The sequence below is a fragment of the Streptomyces sp. NPDC039609 genome, assembly GCF_055596705.1.
In genome coordinates this window covers 126,424-147,290 of sequence record NZ_JBVIUJ010000009.1, presented here as the reverse complement: position 1 = coordinate 147,290, position 20,867 = coordinate 126,424, and the positions used below count along the sequence as shown (strand labels likewise).

Sequence of the window (20,867 nt, the reverse complement as noted above, 5' to 3'; positions counted from 1 at the left end):
CCCTGCACCTTCATGGGTGAAACGCGCAACCCCAGGTAGAGTCCGGGGGCGTGCACCTCAAGGCCCTGACCCTCCGCGGTTTCAAGTCGTTCGCCTCCGCCACCACGCTGCGGTTCGAACCTGGAATCACGTGTGTCGTGGGGCCGAACGGCTCGGGCAAGTCCAACGTGGTGGACGCGCTGTCCTGGGTCATGGGAGAGCAGGGCGCCAAGTCGCTGCGCGGCGGCAAGATGGAGGACGTCATCTTCGCCGGCACGACCGGGCGCCCGCCGCTCGGCCGCGCCGAGGTCTCGCTGACCATCGACAACTCCGACGGCGCGCTGCCCATCGACTACGCCGAGGTCACCATCACCCGGATCATGTTCCGGGGCGGCAGCAGCGAGTACCAGATCAACGGCGACACCTGCCGGCTGCTCGACATCCAGGACCTGCTCTCCGACTCCGGCATCGGCCGCGAGATGCACGTCATCGTCGGCCAGGGCCAGCTCGACTCCGTCCTGCACGCCGATCCCATGGGCCGCCGCGCCTTCATCGAGGAGGCCGCCGGCGTCCTCAAGCACCGCAAGCGCAAGGAGAAGGCGCTGCGGAAGCTCGACGCGATGCAGGCCAACCTCGCGCGCGTGCAGGACCTCACCGACGAACTGCGCCGCCAGCTGAAGCCGCTCGGCCGGCAGGCGGCGGTCGCCCGACGGGCCGCGGTCATCCAGGCCGATCTGCGCGACGCCCGGCTGCGACTGCTCTCCGACGACCTCGTACGCCTCCAGGAAGCACTCAAGGCCGAAGTCGCCGACGAGGCCGCGCTCAAGGAGCGCAAGGAGAGCGCCGAGGCGGAACTCCGCGCGGCGCTCGCCAAGGAGGCCGACCTCGAGGACGAGGTCCGCCGGCTCGCCCCGCGCCTCCAGCGCGCCCAGCAGACCTGGTACGAACTCTCCCAGCTCGCCGAGCGGGTCCGCGGCACCGTCTCGCTGGCAGACGCCCGCGTGAAGAGCGCCACCGCCCAGCCGCCGGAGGAGCGCCGGGGCCGCGACCCCGAGGACATGGAGCGCGAGGCCGCCCGGATCCGTGAGCAGGAGGCCGAACTGGAGGCCGCCCTCGAAGCGGCCGAACGGGCCCTGGAGGACACCGTCGCCCACCGCGCCGAACTGGAGCGCGAACTGGCGGTGGAGGAGCGCCGGCTCAAGGACGTGGCCCGCGCCATCGCCGACCGGCGCGAGGGCCTCGCCCGGCTGCACGGCCAGGTCAACGCCGCCCGCTCGCGCGCCGCGTCCGCCCAGGCCGAGATCGACCGGCTCGCCGCCGCACGCGACGAGGCCCAGGAACGGGCCGTCGCCGCACAGGAGGAGTACGAGCAGCTCAAGGCCGAGGTCGACGGACTCGACGCGGGCGACACGGAACTGGGGGAGCGGTACGAGGCCGCCCGCCGGGACCTCGCCGCGGCCGAGTCGGCGCTGACGGCCGCCCGCGAGGCGGCCACGGAGGCCGACCGCAGCCGCGCGGCGACCCGGGCCCGGCACGAGGCGCTCTCCCTGGGGCTGCGCCGCAAGGACGGGACAGGAGCGCTGCTCGGCGCCCGGGACACGCTGGGCGGACTGCTCGGCCCGGCCGCCGAACTGCTCACCGTCACCCCGGGATACGAGATCCCGCTCGCCGCCGCCCTCGGCGCGGCGGCGGACGCGATCGCCGTCTCCGGCCCCGCCGCGGCCGCCGAGGCCCTGCGCCTGCTGCGCAAGCAGGACGCGGGCCGGGCCGCGCTGCTGCTCACCGGCGGGGAGGCCCCGGGGGAGTCCCCGGAGTCCGCCGGCGGAAGCCCTCGCGCGGCGGACTTCGTCCGGGGCCCCGAGGAACTCATGACGTCCGTACGACGGTTGCTCGCCGGGATCGTGGTGGTCGGGACGCTGGAGGAGGCCGAGGGACTCGTCTACGCCCACCCGGGCCTCACCGCCGTCACCGCCGAGGGCGACCTCCTCGGGGCGCACTTCGCCCAGGGCGGCTCCGCCGGGGCGCCCAGCCTCCTGGAGGTGCAGGCGTCCGTCGACGAGGCGGCCACCGAGCTGGACGAGCTGGAGTCGCGTTGCGCACGGCTGGCCGCCGCCCAGCAGGAGGCCACCGAACACCGGCGTACGTCCGCCGCGCTCGTCGAGGAGCTCGCCGAACGCCGGCGCGCCGCCGACCGCGAGAAGTCCCAGGTCGCACAGCAGCTCGGCCGGCTGGCCGGACAGGCCCGCGGCGCCGCGGGGGAGGCCGAGCGCACCACCGCGGCGGCCGCCCGCGCGGAAGAGGCCCTGGAGAAGGCGCTCTACGAAGCCGAGGAGCTGGCCGAGCGGCTGCTGGTCGCCGAGGAGGCCCCGGCCGAGGAGGAGCCCGACACCTCCGTGCGCGACCGGCTCGCCGCCGACGGCGCCAACGCCCGCCAGACCGAGATGGAGGCCCGGCTTCAGCTCCGTACGCACGAGGAGCGGGTCAAGGGCCTCGCGGGACGCGCCGACTCCCTCGACCGTGGCGCGCGCGCCGAACGCGAGGCACGCGCGCGTGCCGAGCAGCGCCGCGCCCGGCTGCGCCACGAGGCGGAGGTCGCCACCGCCGTCGCCGCCGGCGCCCGGCAGCTCCTCTCGCACATCGAGGTCTCCCTGCTCCGGGCCGAGCAGGAGCGAGCGCTCGCGGAGGCCGCGAAGGGCGCCCGCGAGCAGGGCCTTGCCGGGGCCCGTAACCGGGGCCGCGAGCTGAAGGCCGAGCTGGACAAGCTCACCGATTCCGTCCACCGGGGCGAGGTCCTCGGCGCGGAGAAGCGGATGCGGATCGAGCAGTTGGAGACCAAGGCCCTGGAGGAGCTGGGCGTCGAGCCGGCCGGCCTCGTCTCCGAGTACGGCCCCCATCAACCCGTACCGCCGTCGCCGCCCGCCGAGGGCGAGGAGCTGCCGGAGGATCCGGAGCATCCGCGCAACCAGCCGCGCCCCTTCGTCCGTTCGGAGCAGGAGAAGCGGCTCAAGTCCGCCGAACGGGCGTACCAGCAGCTCGGCAAGGTGAATCCGCTGGCCCTCGAGGAGTTCGCCGCGCTGGAGGAACGCCACAAGTTCCTTTCCGAGCAGCTGGAGGACCTCAAGAAGACCCGGGCCGACCTCCTTCAGGTCGTGAAAGAGGTCGACGTCCGCGTCGAGCAGGTCTTCACCGAGGCCTACCGGGACACCGCCCGCGAGTTCGAGGGTGTCTTCTCGCGTCTCTTCCCCGGCGGCGAGGGGCGGCTGATCCTGACCGACCCCGACAACATGCTCACCACCGGTGTCGATGTGGAGGCCCGTCCCCCGGGAAAGAAGGTCAAGCGGCTCTCCCTGCTCTCCGGTGGCGAGCGTTCGCTTACCGCCGTGGCGATGCTGGTCTCCATCTTCAAGGCCCGCCCCAGCCCCTTCTACGTGATGGACGAGGTGGAGGCGGCCCTGGACGACACCAACCTCCAGCGGCTGATCCGGATCATGCAGGAACTCCAGGAGTCCTCGCAGCTCATCGTCATCACGCACCAGAAGCGGACGATGGAGGTCGCCGACGCGCTCTACGGCGTCTCCATGCAGGGCGACGGCGTCTCGAAGGTCATCAGCCAACGGCTGCGATGATCGTCTCCATGGTCAACTTCAAGTCTTGAACTCAAAGGTTGATCCAGTGCGGTTGAAGTCATACGACATCAGGTCTTGACTTCGAAACTTGAAGGCATAGTCTCTGCAACGTTGCTTTTACCTTCAAGTGGTGGGCGGCGTGATGTTGTGCGCCACTGGAAGGGCTCGCCCCCCACGCCCCGGCGACGCTGCCGGAGGCCTCCAGGAGTCCATGTGACCAGCACCGCGCAGGCGCCCACGCCGCCGCCTTCCGAAGGCCGAGCCGCCCACCCGGACCACCTCGGCCACGTCATCTTCATCACGGCGTCCGCAGCGATGGGTGGTTTCCTCTTCGGCTACGACAGCTCCGTCATCAACGGCGCCGTCGAGGCCATCCGGGACCGGTACGACATCGGCTCGGGCACGCTGGCCCAGGTCATCGCCATCGCCCTGATCGGCTGCGCGATCGGCGCCGCGACCGCCGGCCGGATCGCCGACCGCATCGGCCGCATCCGCTGTATGCAGATCTCCGCCGTGCTCTTCGCCGTCAGCGCCGTCGGCTCCGCACTGCCCTTCGCCCTCTGGGACCTCGCCTTCTGGCGGATCGTCGGCGGCTTCGCCATCGGCATGGCCTCGGTGATCGGCCCGGCGTACATCGCCGAGGTCGCCCCCGCCGCGTACCGCGGCCGCCTCGGCTCCTTCCAGCAGGCCGCCATCGTCATCGGCATCGCCATCTCCCAGCTGGTCAACTACGGCATCCTGCAGATCGCCGACGGCGACCAGCGCGGCGAGATCGGCGGCCTCGAGGCCTGGCAGTGGATGCTCGGCGTGATGGTCGTCCCCGCCGTGCTCTACGGACTGCTCTCCTTCGCCATCCCCGAGTCCCCCCGCTTCCTGATCTCCGTCGGCAAGGTCGACCGCGCCAAGGAGGTCCTCGCCGAGGTCGAGGGCCACGAGGTCAACCTCGACCACCGCGTCGCCGAGATCGACCGCGCCATGCGCAGCGAGCACAAGTCCACCTTCAAGGACCTGCTCGTGGCCGGCGGCCGCTTCAAGCTGCTCCCCATCGTCTGGGTCGGCATCGGACTCTCGGTCTTCCAGCAGCTCGTCGGAATCAACGTCGCCTTCTACTACTCGGCGACGCTCTGGCAGTCGGTCGGCGTCGACCCCTCCAGCTCGTTCTTCTACTCGTTCACCACGTCGATCATCAACATCGTCGGCACCGTGATCGCGATGGCCCTGGTCGACCGGGTGGGCCGTAAGCCCCTCGCCCTCGTCGGCTCCATCGGTATGGCCATCGCCCTCGCCTTCGAGGCCTGGGCGTTCTCCGCCGACCTCGTCGACGGCAAGCTGCCCGAGACCGAGGGCGTCGTGGCGCTCGTCGCCGCCCATGTCTTCGTGCTCTTCTTCGCCCTCTCATGGGGCGTGGTGGTCTGGGTCTTCCTCGGCGAGATGTTCCCCAACCGGATCCGCGCCGCCGCCCTCGGCGTCGCCGCCTCCGCGCAGTGGATCGCCAACTGGGCCATCACCGCGAGCTTCCCGTCCCTCGCGGACTGGAACCTCTCCGGCACGTACATCATCTACACGGTCTTCGCCGTGCTCTCCATCCCCTTCGTGCTCAGGTACGTGAAGGAGACCAAGGGCAAGGCGTTGGAGGAGATGGGCTAAACCCCGCTGCCCCTCTCCTCGAATCCGGAACTGCCCCGGCGCACGGTCCTATGCCGTGAGCCGGGGCAGCACCGTCTCCCCCAGCAGACGCAGACTGCGCCACGCCTCCTCGACCGGCATCCCGCCGCACAGCGGATGCAGCACCAGACTCTCCAGCTCCCGCCCCAGCGCCACGCACTCGTCCGGCGTCACGATCCGGTACACCCCCTCCGCCCGCAGCTCCGCGACCGTCGTCGCCGTCGAGCGCACCGCCGAGCGGATGTCCTTCGACTGCCAGGAGGCGTACGTCCGCGCCTCGTGCAGGAAGTGCTCCCCGTACAGCTCCCAGGACCGGTCCGGGTCCTCCGAGAGATGCAGCAGCGGGGTCTGCTCGGCCGGCATCATCGTCCAGCCCTCGGTGCCGTACTCCGCGCACCGCTCCCGGTAGTACGTCTCCAGCTCCGGCAGATGTGCGCTCGGGAAGAACGGCAGCCCGAGCCGGGCCGCCCGTCGCGCCGCCGCCTTCGAGGAACCGCCGACCAGAAGCAGCGGATGCGGCCGGGTGAAGGGCCGCGGAGTGACCCGCACCGTACGGCCCTGATACGTGAACGGCTCACCGGACCACGCCTGCAGCAGGGTCTCCAGGAGCAGGTCCTGCAGCTTGCCGCGGCGGCCCCAGTCGACCCCGCGCTCCTCGTACTCCTCCGGCCGGTAGCCGATCCCCGCGACCGTCACCAGACGCCCCGCGCTCAGCAGGTCGAGGACGGCGATCTCCTCGGCCAGCCGCAGGGGATCGTGGAGCGGCCCGATGATCGCGGAGACCGTGACCGCGATCCTCTTCGTGGCGCCGAACACCGCGCCCGCGAAGGCGAACGGGGAGGGCAGCCAGTTGTTGGCGGCGCCGTGGTGCTCCTCGGTCTGGATCGTGTCGACGCCGTGCTCGTCCGCGTAGGCGGCCATGGCGAGGGCGGCGCGATAGCGCTCCGAGAGGGACTCGGGGGTCGCGTGGGGATCGACGAGGTTGAACCGTACGACTGTGAAGGGCATGGGAAGTCCCCCTCCGCGAGCGTGGGATGCCGGCGAAGGGGGACGCTATCTGACGTTGCGTCAGATGGAAACAGTCTCGCGGACCTCGGCCGGCTCCACGGCCGCCGGCGCGGCGGTCCGCGGCAGCACCGTGTACAGCACACCCGCGACCACGATCGTCGCGCCCCAGCCGAGCCCGTTCTCCCCGATCCAGGAGGAGGCGAGCGGACCGGAGAACCAGTCGACCTTGGTGAACAGCAGGCCCACCAGCAGGGCCACCGCCCACGCCGTCATCGCCTGCCAGGCGAAGCCGCCCCGGTACCAGTAGGCGCTGGTGCGCGTGGTGTCCATCAGCGCCACGCCGTCGTACGACCTCCGCCGCAGCATGTCGACGCCGAAGACGCCGATCCACGCGGAGAACGCCACGGCGAGCAGCGTCAGGAACGAGATGAACGAACCGATGAAGCTGGTCGCCACCACCATCAGAAGGAAGCCGAAGACCAGGCTGATCACCGCGTTCACACTCACCGCCGCGGCGCGCGACACCTTGATGCCCAGCGTCTGCGCCGTGAACCCGGCCGAGTACATCGACATCGAGTTGATCAGCAGCATCCCGATCAGCGCGATGATCAGGTACGGCACGGAGATCCAGGTCGGGAGCAGCTCGCCGATGAACGACACCGGGTCCTGCGCCGACGCCAGACCGGGGGTGGCCACCGCCATCACCGCACCCATCAGAACCATCGGCAGCACGACGATCCCGGCGCCGCCGATCGTGGAGCCGACCATCGCCTTCGAAGAGGCCGTACGCGGCAGATAGCGGGTGAAGTCGGGGCCGGAGGGGACCCAGCTGATGCCGCCCGCCGCGATCGTGCCGATACCCGCGATCATCATGGCCGTCGAACCGGCCGGCTTGTCGAAGACCGCCGACCAGTCGGTGTCGGCGACCAGATACACCAGCACCAGGACCGAGAACGCACCGAAGAGATACGTCGACCACTTGCTGCACACCCGCAGCGCGTTGATGCCCAGCCCGGACACCAGGAAGGTGCAGGCGACGAAGAGCATCAGTGTGATGACGATCAGCGCGGTGTTCGAATGGATGCCGAAGAGCAGATCGAGAACCGTCAGCACGGCGTAGGCGCCGGTGACCGCGTTGATCGTCTCCCAGCCCCAGCGGGCCACCCAGATCAGCGACCCGGGGAAGAGATTGCCGCGCTGGCCGAAGACGGCCCGCGACAGGGCCATGCCGGGGGAGCCTCCACGCTTTCCGGCGATCGATATGAGGCCGACGATCCCGTACGAGAGGATCGGCGCGGCCGTCGCGACGACGAGGACCTGCCAGAAGTTCAGGCCGTTGAAGACGACCAGGCCCGCGCCCATCGTGAGCAACAGCACACTGATGTTGGCGGCGACCCAGGTCGGGAACAGCTCACGGACGTGGCCGGTGCGCTCGGCGTCGGGGACGGGTTCGAGACCACGGGTCTCGACGGCACCTTCGCTCTCGGCGGCGTGGGGCATGGGGGTACTCCGTGCGGGGTGTGGGGGACCCACCCAGCGTACGTGCTCCTCCTACCGCCCTCTCGTGGCCGATACTGGAGCCGTTATGGAACTCATTCTTGCTGTAGTCATCGCCCTGGTCGTCGCCGTCGCCGTGACCAGCGGGCTCGTGATCAGCGGCCGCAAGAAGAAGCAGCTGCCGCCGCCCGAGGCGCCGCCCACCACGCCGACCATCACCGCTCCGCCCGCCGAGCCGCACGTCGGCGACGAGGCGGAGACGCCACGGGAAGAACCACGCCGGACCATCGAGGAGGTCGACCTCCCGGCCACCGAGGCCCCGGTCGCCGTCGAGGACCCGGTCGTCGCCGAGGCGCCCGCGCCCGAGATCGAGGTGCCGGAACCGACCGCGGGCCGTCTCGTACGGCTCCGGGCCCGCCTCGCCCGCTCGCAGAACTCCCTCGGCAAGGGGCTGCTCACGCTCCTGTCGCGGGACAACCTCGACGACGACACCTGGGAGGAGATCGAGGAGACCCTCCTCACCGCCGACGTCGGCGTCGCCCCCACCCAGGAGCTGGTCGAGCGGCTGCGCGAGCGCGTCCGCGTCCTCGGCACCCGCACCCCCGACGAGCTGCGCGGCCTGCTCCGCGAGGAGCTCATCACCCTTCTCGGCCCCGACTTCGACCGCACCGTGAAAACCGAGAGCGACCCCGGCACCCCCGGCGTCGTCATGGTCGTCGGCGTCAACGGCACCGGCAAGACCACGACCACCGGCAAGCTCGCCCGGGTCCTGGTCGCCGACGGCCGCTCCGTCGTCCTCGGCGCCGCGGACACCTTCCGTGCCGCCGCCGCGGACCAGCTCCAGACCTGGGGCGAGCGGGTCGGCGCACGGACCGTCCGCGGCCCCGAGGGCGGCGATCCGGCGTCGATCGCCTTCGACGCGGTCAAGGAGGGCATCGCCGAGGGCGCCGACGTCGTCCTCATCGACACCGCCGGCCGTCTGCACACCAAGACCGGCCTCATGGACGAGCTCGGCAAGGTCAAGCGGGTCGTCGAGAAGCACGGCCCGCTGGACGAGGTCCTGCTCGTCCTCGACGCCACCACCGGCCAGAACGGCCTGGTCCAGGCGCGCGTCTTCGCCGAGGTCGTCGACATCACCGGCATCGTGCTCACCAAGCTCGACGGCACCGCCAAGGGCGGCATCGTCGTCGCGGTCCAGCGCGAGCTGGGCGTCCCGGTCAAGCTGATCGGCCTGGGCGAGGGCCCGGACGACCTGGCCCCCTTCGACCCGGCCGCCTTCGTCGACGCCCTGATCGGCGACGGGGCCTAGAGCAGCCCGCAGCCTCGATGACGCGGCCCCGGCCCCACCACCGGTGGGACCGGGGCCGCGCCCGTTCCAGGGCCGTCGGGGCCGAGGGTCCGTGCCCGCCGCCTAGAAGTGCGTGCGATGGCAGATGTACGCCAGGGTCCCGAGGAGCAGCCGTGCCTGCGGCGGCGCACCCGCCGCGTCCAGCGTCGGCGGCCGCAGCCACCGCACGGGCCCCAGGCCCCCGAGATCCGACGGCGGCGCCGTCACATGGTCGCCGGGACCGAGGCCCCGCAGATCCAGGTCCGCGTCGTCCCAGCCCATCCGGTACAGCAGCTGCGGCAGCTCCGCCGCCGCCCCCGGCGCCACGAAGAACCACGCCCGCCCCGTCGGCGTCGCGCAGACCGGCCCCAGCGGCAGTCCCATGCGCTCCAGCCGGACCAGCGCCCGACGTCCCGCCGGCTCGGCGACCTCGATCACGTCGAAGGTCCGGCCCACCGGCAGCAGCAGCGCCGCCCCCGGATACTCCGACCACGCCTTCGTCGCGTCGTCCAGACCCGCGCCCGCCGGGACCTCCGCGGCGAACGAGAGCGGATGCGCCCCCGGAGCCGTACAGGAAGCATCCCCGCAGGAACACTGGCCGGAGACGGCCCGTGCTCCGGGGACCACGTCCCAGCCCCACAGTCCTGTGTATTCGGCCACCGCTGTGCACTCTGTGGTGCGGACGCGGCGTCGTGAGCCGGACCGCATCTCACGAATGCCGCCGATCGTGAAGCCCATGCCCCCTCCAACGGGTCGGACGCGCCGGTGGTTACGACCCGGAGCACCGTCGTCACGCTCCGTCGCCGGGGGTGGCGTACCGTCGCGGGCGAGGTGGTGCGGCCCGTCGCGCGCGCCTCCTCGCGCAACGCTCCGCCAACCCAGGTCGTCGCATGTCAAGTGAATCGTGTTCGGCGGCACGCGAGTTCATTCGAAGGGGTGGCGAATGGTGGCGTTTCTTGAATCCGCCTCGCGAGAGGGGTGATCGTAGGATTACTTTCGGTGCACGAACCCCGGAGTTCACTGCGCGCGTGGGTATGCCGGGGGCAACCCGCTTTCCAGTTCGAAGGGGTCCAAGCTCCAGACGAACGCCGCAACACACGGCATTCTGTTAGGGGTTCGCGCAACAGAGGCATCGACGTGGATGGGGGCGTTCCTGTGGGCGGCAACGGCGCAGACGGTACGACTGCCGGCAAGCGCCCGAACGAGCAGCTGAGCTCGTGGTTCGTGCGAAGCGGCTGGTCGAAGGGCGAGCTGGCACGCCAAGTGAACCGCAGGGCACGCCAGATGGGCGCCCACCACATCTCCACCGACACCTCCCGCGTCCGCCGCTGGCTGGACGGCGAGCAGCCCCGCGAACCCATCCCGCGGATCCTCTCCGAGCTGTTCTCCGAGCGGTTCGGCGCCGTCGTGGCCGTCGAGGACATCGGACTGCGCACCGCCCACCAGTCACCGTCCGTCTCCGGTGTCGACCTGCCCTGGGCAGGACCCCAGACCGTCGCGCTGCTCAGCGAGTTCTCCCGCAGCGACCTGATGCTCGCCCGCCGAGGCTTCCTCGGCTCCGCCCTGTCGCTCGCCGCCGGACCCTCCCTCATCGAGCCCATGCAGCGCTGGCTCGTGCCCACCCCCGCCGGCGAACCCGAACGCCCCGAACCGGCCGTCGACACCCGACGCCCCGGCCGCCTCTCCCCGGGCGAGCTGGACCTCCTCGAATCCACCACGGCGATGTTCCGCCAGTGGGACGCCCAGTGCGGCGGCGGACTGCGGCGCAAGGCGGTCGTCGGCCAACTCCACGAGGTCACCGACCTCCTTCAGGAACCCCAGCCCGCCGCCACCGCCCAGCGCCTGTTCAAGTGCGCCGGCGAACTGGCCGAACTGGCCGGATGGATGAGCTACGACGTGGGCCTGCAGCCCACCGCCCAGAAGTACTTCGTCCTCGCCCTGCACGCCGCGAAGGAAGCGGGCGACAAGCCGCTCGGCTCGTACATCCTCTCCTCCATGAGCCGCCAGATGATCCACCTCGGCCGGCCCGACGACGCCCTCGAACTCATCCACCTCGCCCAGTACGGCAGCCGCGACTGCGCCACCCCGCGCACCCAGGCCATGCTGTATGCGATGGAGGCCCGCGCCTACGCCAACATGGGCCAGCCCTCCAAGTGCAAGCGGGCCGTCCGCATGGCCGAGGACACCTTCGCCGACGTCGGCCTCGACGGCGAGCCCGAGCCCGACTGGATCCGCTTCTTCTCCGAGGCCGAGCTCAACGGCGAGAACTCCCACTCCTACCGGGACCTCGCCTACGTCGCCGGACGCTCCCCGACGTACGCCTCCCTCGCCGAGCCCGTCATGGAGCGGGCCGTCGCCCTCTTCGAGAAGGACAGCGAGCACCAGCGTTCGTACGCACTCAACCTGATCGGCATGGCCACCGTGCACCTCCTCAAGCGGGAGCCCGAGCAGTCCGCCACCCTCGTCGAGAAGGCCCTCGGCGTCGCCAAGAGGGTCCGCTCCGAGCGCGTCAACACCCGGCTCCGCAAGACCGTCGACACGGCCGCCCGCGACTTCCGCGACGTCGCCGAGGTCGTCCAGCTCACCGACCGGCTCACCGCCCTGCTGCCCGAGACCGCCGAGGCGGTCTGAACACCGGCACCCTCCAGACCCCGGCCGCGACAGACGTCCCCCACTGCCCGACTCGGCTCCCCCGCCGCCAGGACACAGGGACGCTGCCGCGGCCGGTCCCCTCTCTGCGGCTCATCCGCCGCCGCTCTCGCGGATGTGGTCGATCGCCGTCGTGGTTGCTCAACCGATGGCTGCTGAATCGGGAGGGCGGGCGCGTTACATGTCCGTGACCTTGCCGTTCACAGTCGCGTAACACGCCCCACCCCTTCGTCACTGCGGCGAAACATCGTGCGGCATCGACGGAAACCGCGCTGCGCGAATCTCTGGCGCATAACCGGCCACCCCTCACGGCCAAGCCGCTTTTCGGCCCCGCCCCCGCACAGGCCGTACCGACGACGAGGAGACGCCGATGGCACCAGCCATCACGACCCTGGCCGCAGACGCCCCCGAGCTGTCTGCAGCCAACACCGGGTTCATGCTCATCTGCTCCGCCCTGGTCATGCTGATGACCCCGGCACTCGCCTTCTTCTACGGAGGCATGGTCCGCGTCAAGTCCACCCTGAACATGCTGATGATGAGCTTCATCAGCCTCGGGATCGTCACGATCCTCTGGGTGCTCTACGGCTTCAGCATGGCCTTCGGCACCGACTCCGGATCGCTCATCGGCTGGTCCTCCGAGTACGTCGGCCTCAGCGGCATCGGCGTCACCGAGCTGTGGGACGGCTACACCATCCCGGTGTACGTCTTCGCCGTCTTCCAGCTGATGTTCGCGATCCTCACCCCCGCCCTGATCAGCGGCGCCCTCGCGGACCGCGTCAAGTTCACGGCCTGGGCCCTCTTCATCGCCCTCTGGGTCACCGTCGTCTACTTCCCCGTCGCCCACTGGGTCTGGGGCGCCGGCGGCTGGCTCTTCGAGATGGGCGTCATCGACTTCGCCGGCGGCACGGCGGTCCACATCAACGCCGGTGCCGCGGCCCTCGGCGTGATCCTCGTCATCGGCAAGCGCGTCGGCTTCAAGAAGGACCCGATGCGCCCGCACAGCCTCCCGCTGGTCATGCTCGGCGCCGGTCTGCTCTGGTTCGGCTGGTTCGGCTTCAACGCCGGCTCCTGGCTCGGCAACGACGACGGCGTCGGCGCGGTGATGTTCGTCAACACCCAGGTCGCCACCGCCGCCGCCATGCTCGCCTGGCTGCTCTACGAGAAGATCCGCCACGGCTCCTTCACCACCCTGGGCGCCGCCTCCGGCGCGGTCGCCGGCCTCGTCGCCATCACCCCGTCCGGCGGCTCCTGCTCCCCGCTCGGCGCGATCGCCATCGGCGCCATCGCCGGTCTCGTCTGCGCCATGGCCGTCGGCCTCAAGTACAAGTTCGGCTACGACGACTCCCTCGACGTCATCGGCGTCCACCTCGTCGGCGGTGTCATCGGCTCCCTGCTCGTCGGCTTCTTCGCCACCGGCGGCGTCCAGTCCGACGCCAAGGGCCTCTTCTACGGCGGCGGCCTCGAACAGCTCGGCAAGCAGGCCATCGGCGTCGTCGCCGTCCTCGCCTACTCTCTGATCGCCTCCGCGATCCTCGCGCTGCTCATCGACAAGACCATGGGCATGAGGGTCAGCGAGGACGACGAGGTCTCCGGCATCGACCAGGTCGAGCACGCCGAGACCGCGTACGACTTCAGCGGAGCCGGCGGCGGCGCCTCCTCGCGCACCACCGCCGCCCCCGCCCCCGCCGTCACGGAGAACAAGAAGGTGGACGCATGAAGCTCATCACCGCGGTCGTGAAGCCGCACCGGCTCGACGAGATCAAGGAAGCCCTCCAGGCCTTCGGGGTCCAGGGCCTCACGGTCACCGAGGCCAGCGGCTACGGCCGCCAGCGCGGCCACACCGAGGTCTACCGCGGTGCCGAGTACACCGTCGACCTCGTCCCCAAGATCCGCATCGAGGTGCTCGTCGAGGACGACGACGCCGAACAGCTCATCGATGTCGTGGTCAAGGCCGCCCGAACCGGCAAGATCGGTGACGGCAAGGTGTGGAGCGTGCCGGTCGAGACCGCCGTACGGGTCCGCACCGGCGAACGCGGTCCGGACGCACTGTAAGCGCGGAGCACTAGGGAGCTGCTGGGTGACGAGCCTCGACACGAGTACGCAAGCGGAAGACTCGGGACCCAGCGGATACGCGGCGGCCCGGCTGCGCCTTCTCACCGAGAAGGCGCAGTCCGGGCCGCCGCGCCGTGCTGCCCTGGCCCGGCTCACCGACGACTGGCTGACCGGACTGTTCACCGCCGCCCAGCCGCCACGAGGGGTGGCGCTCGTCGCCGTCGGCGGCTACGGGCGCCGTGAACTCTCCCCGCGCAGCGACCTCGACCTGCTGCTCCTGCACGACGGAACCGCCGACGCGGGCACCATCGCCACCCTCGCCGACCGGATCTGGTACCCCGTCTGGGACCTGGGCCTCGCCCTGGACCACTCCGTACGCACCCCCGCCGAGGCACGCAAGACCGCCGGGGACGACCTCAAGGTCCAGCTCGGGCTCCTCGACGCCCGGGCCGTCGCCGGCGACCACGGACTCGTCGCCGGACTGCGGACCGCCGTCCTCGCCGACTGGCGCAACCAGGCACCCAAGCGGCTCCCCGAACTCGACGCGCTGTGCCGGGAGCGGGCCGAGCGCATGGGGGAGCTGCAGTTCCTCCTCGAACCCGACCTGAAAGAGGCCAGGGGAGGTCTCCGCGACGCCCAGGTCCTGCGCGCCGTCGCCGCCTCCTGGCTCGCCGACGCCCCACGGGAGGGCCTGGACGGCGCCCGCCGCCGCCTCCTCGACGCCCGCGACGCCCTGCACCTCGCCACCGGCCGGGCCACCGACCGGCTCGCCCTCCAGGAACAGGACGCCGTCGCCGAAGAGCTGGGCCTCCTCGACGCCGACACCCTGCTGCGCGAGGTGTACGAGTCCGCGCGGATCATCTCGTACGCCACCGACGTCACCTGGCGCGAGGTCAACCGCGTCCTCAAGGCCCGCTCGGCCCGGCCCAGGCTGCGCACCATCCTGGGCGGCAGGTCCGGCACGAAGCCGCCCGTCGAACGCACCCCGCTCGCCGAAGGCGTGGTGGAGATGGACGGCGAGGTCGTCCTCGCCCTCAGCGCCAAACCCGAACGGGACTCCGTACTCCCGCTGCGGGCCGCCGCCGCGGCCGCCCAGTCCGGGCTCCCCCTCTCCCTGCACGCCGTCCGCAGGCTCGCGGCCACCGCCAAGCCGCTGCCGGTGCCCTGGCCCGCCGAGGCCCGCGAGGAACTGGTCACCCTGCTCGGCGCCGGGGAGCCGACCGTGCCCGTCTGGGAGGCCCTGGAAGCCGAAGGGCTGATCACCCGGCTCCTGCCGGACTGGGAACGTGTCCGCTGCCGCCCGCAGCGCAACCCCGTCCACACCTGGACCGTCGACCGGCACCTCGTCGAGACCGCCGTCCGTGCGTCCTCGCTCACCCGCCGGGTCGGCCGGCCGGACCTGCTGCTCGTCGCCGCGCTCCTGCACGACATCGGCAAGGGCTGGCCCGGCGACCACTCCGTGGCCGGCGAGACCATCGCCCGGGACGTCGCCACCCGGATCGGCTTCGACCGCGCCGACGTCGCCGTCATCGCCACCGTCGTACGCCACCACCTGCTGCTCGTCGAGACCGCGACCCGCCGCGACCTCGACGACCCCGCCACCGTACGGTCCGTCGCCACCGCCGTCGGGACGCAGGGCGCGCTGGAACTGCTGCACGCCCTCACCGAGGCCGACGCGCTGGCCACCGGACCGGCCGCCTGGTCCTCCTGGCGCGCCTCGCTCGTCGCCGACCTCGTCAAACGCGTCGGCGCCGTCCTCGCGGGAGAACCCGAACCGGAACCGGAACCCGCCGCCCCGAGCGCGGAGCAGGAACGCCTCGCGATCGAGGCACTGCGCACCGGGGAGCCCGTCCTCGCCCTCCACACCCAGCCGGAGACCGAGCCCCAGGACAGCGAACCGGAACCCGTCGGTGTCGAACTCCTCATCGCCCTGCCCGACCAGCCGGGCGTCCTGCCGGCCGTCGCCGGCGTCCTCGCCCTGCACCGGCTGACCGTGCGCGCCGCCGACCTGCGCGCCATCGAGCTCCCCACCGAGCTCGGCCCCGGAGCCGTCCTCGTACTGAACTGGCGCGTCGCCGCCGAATACGGATCCCTGCCCCAGGCCGCCCGGCTCCGCGCCGACCTCGTACGGACCCTCGACGGCAGCCTGGACATCCGGGCACGGCTGGCCGAACGTGAGGCCGCCTACCCCCGGCGACGCGGCGTCACCGCCCCGCCGCCCCGCGTCACCGTCGCCGCCGCCGACTCCCGCCTCGCCACCGTCATCGAGGTCCGCGCCCAGGACGCCCCCGGCCTGCTGCACCGCATCGGCCGGGCCCTGGAGGGCGCCGACGTCCGCGTCAGGAGCGCCCATGTCTCCACCCTGGGCGCCAACGCCGTGGACACCCTCTACGTGACCCGCCCCGACGGCTCCCTCCTGCCCGACGAAGAGGCCTCCGACCTGGCCCAGGCCCTGGAGGGCGCGCTGCGGTGAGAGCGTCCCGCCCCCGCCCGTTTCGACGGGCGGGGGCACGCACTTCGACCGGGCAGATACCCTGGAGGGCAATCCGTCCGCCCGCCCCCGACACCGAGGATCCGCGACCGCCGTGTTCGATACCCTCTCCGACCGCCTTGCAGCGACATTCAAGAATCTCCGGGGCAAGGGGCGCCTGTCCGAGGCGGACATCGACGCCACCGCGCGCGAGATCCGTATCGCCCTCCTCGAGGCGGACGTCGCCCTGCCCGTCGTCCGGGCGTTCATCAAGCAGGTCAAGGAGCGGGCCGCCGGCGCCGAGGTCTCCCAGGCGCTGAACCCCGCCCAGCAGGTCATCAAGATCGTCAACGAGGAGCTCATCGGCATCCTCGGCGGCGAGACCCGGCGCCTGCGGTTCGCCAAGACCGCGCCGACCGTGATCATGCTCGCCGGTCTCCAGGGTGCCGGTAAGACCACCCTCGCCGGAAAGCTCGGTCTCTGGCTCAAGGCCCAGGGCCACTCCCCGCTGCTCGTCGCCTGTGACCTCCAGCGCCCCAACGCCGTCACCCAGCTCGGCGTCGTCGCCGAGCGTGCGGGCGTGGCGTTCTACGGCCCGCAGCCGGGCAACGGCGTCGGTGACCCGGTCCAGGTCGCGAAGGACTCGATCGAGTACGCGCGGACCAAGATGTACGACGTCGTCATCGTCGACACCGCCGGCCGCCTCGGCATCGACCAGGAGCTGATGCAGCAGGCCGCGGACATCCGCGACGCCGTCAGCCCCGACGAGGTCCTCTTCGTCGTCGACGCGATGATCGGTCAGGACGCGGTCAACACCGCCGAGGCCTTCCGCGACGGCGTCGGCTTCGACGGCGTCGTGCTCTCCAAGCTCGACGGCGACGCCCGAGGCGGTGCCGCGCTCTCCATCGCGCACGTCACCGGCCGCCAGATCATGTTCGCCTCCAACGGCGAGAAGCTGGACGAGTTCGACGCGTTCCACCCGGACCGCATGGCGTCCCGCATCCTCGGCATGGGCGACATGCTCTCGCTCATCGAGAAGGCCGAGCAGACCTTCAGCCAGGAAGAGGCCGCCAAGATGGCCTCCAAGCTGGCGTCCAAGAAGGGGCAGGAGTTCACGCTCGACGACTTCCTGGCCCAGATGGAGCAGGTCCGCAAGATGGGCTCCATCAGCAAGCTCCTCGGAATGCTGCCCGGCATGGCGCAGATGAAGGAGCAGATCAACAACATCGACGAGCGGGACGTCGACCGCACGGCCGCGATCATCAAGTCGATGACCCCGGGCGAGCGCCACGACCCGACCATCATCAACGGCTCGCGCCGCGCCCGTATCGCCAAGGGTTCCGGCGTCGAGGTCAGCGCGGTCAAGGGCCTGGTCGAGCGGTTCTTCGAGGCCCGCAAGATGATGTCCCGCATGGCCCAGGGCGGCGGAATGCCCGGCATGCCCGGGATGCCCGGCATGGGTGGCGGCCCCGGCCGGCAGAAGAAGCAGGTCAAGCAGGCCAAGGGCAAGCGCAAGAGCGGCAACCCGATGAAGCGCAAGGCCGAGGAGGAGGCCGCCGCGGCCCGCCGCGAGCAGGGCCAGCAGGGCGGCGCGTTCGGCCTCCCGGCGGCCGGGCAGGGCCCGCAGGACTTCGAGCTCCCCGACGAGTTCAAGAAGTTCATGGGCTGACAGCCCGGACGGCAGTCGTACGACGAGGGGCCCGGAGCGGTGCGAAACCGCCCCGGGCCCTTTTTCATCCCCACGCCATGCCTGTAATGCCGCATTGATCCGGTTCTCGAATAATGAGGCCTGACGTCGGCTTGAGGAGAGCAGCGTGGCCAACCCCGTACCCCCTCGCGACCGGACCGACCAGCCCTGGCGCTCGGAAGGCGCCCCGCCGCCCGCGCCGCCGAAGCGGAAGATGCCCGGCGGCTGGGGAGGGCTCATCCTCACCGCCTTGGTCGTCTACCTGATCGCCAACCTCGTCCTGTCGTTCTTCAACCGGGGCGACGAGCCGACGATCTCGTACACCGAGTTCAGCAAGCAGGTCACCGCCGGCAACGTCACCAAGATCTACTCCAAGGGCGACGCCATCCAGGGCGAGCTCAAGAACAAACAGCCCCTGCCCAACGGAGACAAGGGCGACTACACCAAGTTCGTCACCCAGCGGCCCGCCTTCGCCGACGACAACCTCTGGGACGAACTGACCGCCAAGGGCGTCACGGTCACCGCCGAGCCCGTCGTCCAGGAACGCAGCTTCCTCGCCAACCTGCTCATCTCGCTCGCACCGATGCTGCTGCTCGTCGCCCTGTGGATCTTCATCGCCCGCCGCATGAGCTCCGGCCTCGGCGGCGCGGGCGGAATGCTCGGACGCAAGGCCCCACCCAAGCCCGTCGAGCTCGAACCCGGAGCCACACGCACCACCTTCGACGACGTCGCCGGCATCGACGAGGTCGAGGGCGAACTCAACGACGTCGTCGACTTCCTCAAGAACCCCACCGCCTACCGCGACATGGGCGCCAAGATGCCGCGCGGCGTCCTCCTCGCCGGCCCGCCCGGAACCGGAAAGACACTCCTCGCACGAGCGGTCGCCGGCGAGGCGGGAGTGCCCTTCTTCTCCGCCTCGGCATCGGAGTTCATCGAGATGATCGTCGGCGTCGGCGCCTCCCGCGTACGGGAACTCTTCGCCGAGGCCCGCAAGGTCGCCCCCGCGATCATCTTCATCGACGAGATCGACACCATCGGCCGCGCCCGCGGCGGCGGCTCGGGCATGGGCGGCCACGACGAACGCGAGCAGACCCTCAACCAGATCCTCACCGAGATGGACGGCTTCACCGGCTCCGAAGGCGTCATCGTCCTCGCCGCCACCAACCGCGCCGACGTCCTGGACCCCGCGCTCACCCGGCCCGGCCGCTTCGACCGGATCGTCCACGTCAACCCGCCGGACCGCGGGGGCCGCGAGGCCATCCTCAAGATCCACACCCGCGAGATCCCCCTGGCCCAGGACGTCGACCTGGTCCAGGTCGCCCGCACCACCCCCGGCATGACCGGCGCGGAGCTCGCCAACCTCGCCAACGAGGCCGCCCTCCTCGCCGTCAAACGACAGCAGAAGGCCGTCACCCGGTCCGACATCTCCGACGCGCTGGAAAAGGTCCAGCTCGGCGCCGAACGACCCCTCGTCATGCCGGAGGAGGAACGGCGTCGCACGGCCTACCACGAGAGCGGCCACGCCCTGCTCGGAATGCTCCAGCCCGGCGCCGACCCGGTCCGCAAGATCACCATCGTGCCGCGTGGCCGCGCCCTCGGCGTCACCCTCTCGACGCCCGACTCCGACAAGTACGCGTACACCGAGGAGTACCTACGTGGCCGGATCATCGGCGCGCTCGGCGGCATGGCCGCCGAACAGGTCGTCTTCGGAGTCATCACCACCGGCGCCGAGAGCGACCTGGAACAGGTCACCAACATCGCCCGCGGCATGGCCGGCCGCTGGGGCATGAGCGAACGCGTCGGCCGCCTCACCGCCATCCCCGGCGACGCCCAACAGGCCTACGGCCTCTCGGCGGCCCCCGCGACACTCGACATGGTCGCCGACGAGATGCGCCGGATCGTCGACGAGTGCTACGAGAGCGCCCTCCGCCAACTCCGCGAGAACCGCGACAAACTCGACGCCCTCGCGGCCGCCCTCCTGGCCAACGAAACCCTGGAGGAGGACGCCGCCTACCGGGCGGCCGGCATCACACGTCAGACGAAGGAGACGTAGGCGCCCGGGCAGAAGCGGGGCGGTATGCGTTCCGTACGGGTCGGACGCCCGCCACGCGCGCGTGGCGGTGCCTGCCGGGCCGGCTACGGCACCCGGGCGATCAGGTAACGGAAGACGTTCGCCATCCACACCGTCCCGTCCCGGCGGACATACGGATCCAGCGCCTCGGTGATCTCCTTCTCGACCTGGCACGGATCCGTGGCCCGTACCGCCGCGTCGAACTCGCCCGTCGACAGCAGCCCCCGCACCGCACTGTCCTGGTCCGCGTACCCGAACGGGCACGACACCCGACCCGATCCGTCGGGCTTCAGACCGGCCCGCGCCACCACCTCCTCCAGGTCGTCACGGAGCGCCGGCCGCCAGCCCGTCAGCCGGGCGGCGACCCGCAGCACCGACGCCGTCGCGCACCGCTCGGGCGGCCCCCAGCCCGCGAGCACGATCGTCGTGCCCGATTGCGCCAGAGGAGTGACGTCGGCCAGCGCCTGGCCGAGCCCCGCCGAGGCGTGGAAGGCAGTGATCACGTCGTACGGTGCGCCCCCGGCGGCCGCCGCGTCGGCCGGATCCCCCTCGACCACCGCGTGCCCCGACCCCTCCGGCAGCCGCTCTCTCGCCAGCTCCACGCGCGCGTGGTCCCGGTCCACGCCGGTGGCGACAGCACCCCGGGAGGCCGCCATCAGCAGCGCCAGCCCGGAACCGCAGCCGAGCCCCAGAACCCGCGAGCCGCGGCCCACGTCGAGACGGTCGTACACCGCCTCGTAGAGCGGCACGAGCATGCGCTCCTGGATCTCGGCCCAGTCGCGCGCGGGATCGTGCCGGACGAGCGTAGGTGTCATGGAATGCGCCCCAATCAGTGC

Annotated in this window: 13 protein-coding genes; 9 read left to right on the top strand and 4 right to left on the bottom strand. The window is 71.3% G+C overall.

Annotated elements, in window-relative coordinates; translation table 11 throughout:
- The first annotated feature begins 50 nt into the window (after window positions 1-50).
- Both smc and ACZ561_RS26620 read left to right on the top strand, forming a co-directional pair.
- Complete coding sequence (smc, locus tag ACZ561_RS26625) at window positions 51-3,605, top strand: chromosome segregation protein SMC (RefSeq protein ID WP_470999510.1); 3,555 nt, start codon at window positions 51-53, stop codon at window positions 3,603-3,605.
- A 213-nt stretch (window positions 3,606-3,818) separates the two neighbouring features.
- Window positions 3,819-5,252 (top strand): sugar porter family MFS transporter, encoded by a 1,434-nt coding sequence (locus ACZ561_RS26620; RefSeq protein ID WP_470999508.1) that lies wholly within the window; start codon window positions 3,819-3,821, stop codon window positions 5,250-5,252.
- Between the two features lie 48 nt (window positions 5,253-5,300).
- Here the strand turns inward: ACZ561_RS26620 and ACZ561_RS26615 are convergent, their stop codons facing one another.
- Window positions 5,301-6,278 carry an LLM class flavin-dependent oxidoreductase gene (locus ACZ561_RS26615; RefSeq protein ID WP_470999506.1) on the bottom strand — a complete coding sequence of 326 codons (978 nt, stop codon included), beginning with the start codon at window positions 6,276-6,278 and terminating at the stop codon, window positions 5,301-5,303.
- Window positions 6,279-6,338: 60 nt separating this feature from the next.
- Entirely contained in the window at window positions 6,339-7,778 is a 1,440-nt protein-coding gene (locus tag ACZ561_RS26610) for a cytosine permease (RefSeq protein ID WP_470999505.1), read from the bottom strand.
- 85 nt (window positions 7,779-7,863) lie between these two features.
- Here ACZ561_RS26610 and ftsY point away from each other — a divergent pair, with 85 nt between their 5' ends.
- On the top strand, window positions 7,864-9,084 hold the full coding sequence (gene ftsY, locus ACZ561_RS26605) for a signal recognition particle-docking protein FtsY (RefSeq protein ID WP_470999503.1): 1,221 nt from the start codon (window positions 7,864-7,866) through the stop codon (window positions 9,082-9,084).
- A 102-nt stretch (window positions 9,085-9,186) separates the two neighbouring features.
- Here the strand turns inward: ftsY and ACZ561_RS26600 are convergent, their stop codons facing one another.
- On the bottom strand, window positions 9,187-9,840 hold the full coding sequence (locus ACZ561_RS26600; RefSeq protein ID WP_470999501.1) for a bifunctional DNA primase/polymerase: 654 nt from the start codon (window positions 9,838-9,840) through the stop codon (window positions 9,187-9,189).
- Between the two features lie 417 nt (window positions 9,841-10,257).
- Between ACZ561_RS26600 and nsdA the strand changes: the two genes are divergently transcribed.
- The 6 genes from nsdA to ftsH all read left to right on the top strand — a co-directional run bounded on the left by nsdA (window position 10,258) and on the right by ftsH (window position 20,013).
- Window positions 10,258-11,733, top strand: coding sequence for a transcriptional repressor NsdA (gene nsdA / locus ACZ561_RS26595; RefSeq protein ID WP_470999499.1), 1,476 nt, complete (start codon window positions 10,258-10,260; stop codon window positions 11,731-11,733).
- A 388-nt stretch (window positions 11,734-12,121) separates the two neighbouring features.
- On the top strand, window positions 12,122-13,468 hold the full coding sequence (locus ACZ561_RS26590; RefSeq protein WP_470999497.1) for an ammonium transporter: 1,347 nt from the start codon (window positions 12,122-12,124) through the stop codon (window positions 13,466-13,468).
- A complete protein-coding gene (locus tag ACZ561_RS26585) occupies window positions 13,465-13,803 on the top strand; it encodes a P-II family nitrogen regulator (RefSeq protein WP_101390346.1) in 339 nt (112 codons plus the stop codon). Before ACZ561_RS26590 ends, ACZ561_RS26585 begins: the two co-directional genes overlap by 4 nt.
- Before the next feature lie 25 nt (window positions 13,804-13,828).
- On the top strand, window positions 13,829-16,276 hold the full coding sequence (locus tag ACZ561_RS26580; protein WP_470999495.1) for a [protein-PII] uridylyltransferase: 2,448 nt from the start codon (window positions 13,829-13,831) through the stop codon (window positions 16,274-16,276).
- A 112-nt stretch (window positions 16,277-16,388) separates the two neighbouring features.
- On the top strand, window positions 16,389-17,942 hold the full coding sequence (gene ffh, locus ACZ561_RS26575; RefSeq protein ID WP_470999494.1) for a signal recognition particle protein: 1,554 nt from the start codon (window positions 16,389-16,391) through the stop codon (window positions 17,940-17,942).
- 145 nt (window positions 17,943-18,087) lie between these two features.
- Complete coding sequence (gene ftsH / locus ACZ561_RS26570) at window positions 18,088-20,013, top strand: ATP-dependent zinc metalloprotease FtsH (protein ID WP_470999492.1); 1,926 nt, start codon at window positions 18,088-18,090, stop codon at window positions 20,011-20,013.
- Between the two features lie 83 nt (window positions 20,014-20,096).
- Here ftsH and ACZ561_RS26565 read toward each other — a convergent pair whose 3' ends face one another.
- Complete coding sequence (locus tag ACZ561_RS26565) at window positions 20,097-20,846, bottom strand: class I SAM-dependent methyltransferase (RefSeq protein WP_470999490.1); 750 nt, start codon at window positions 20,844-20,846, stop codon at window positions 20,097-20,099.
- Between the last annotated feature and the right edge of the window lie 21 nt (window positions 20,847-20,867).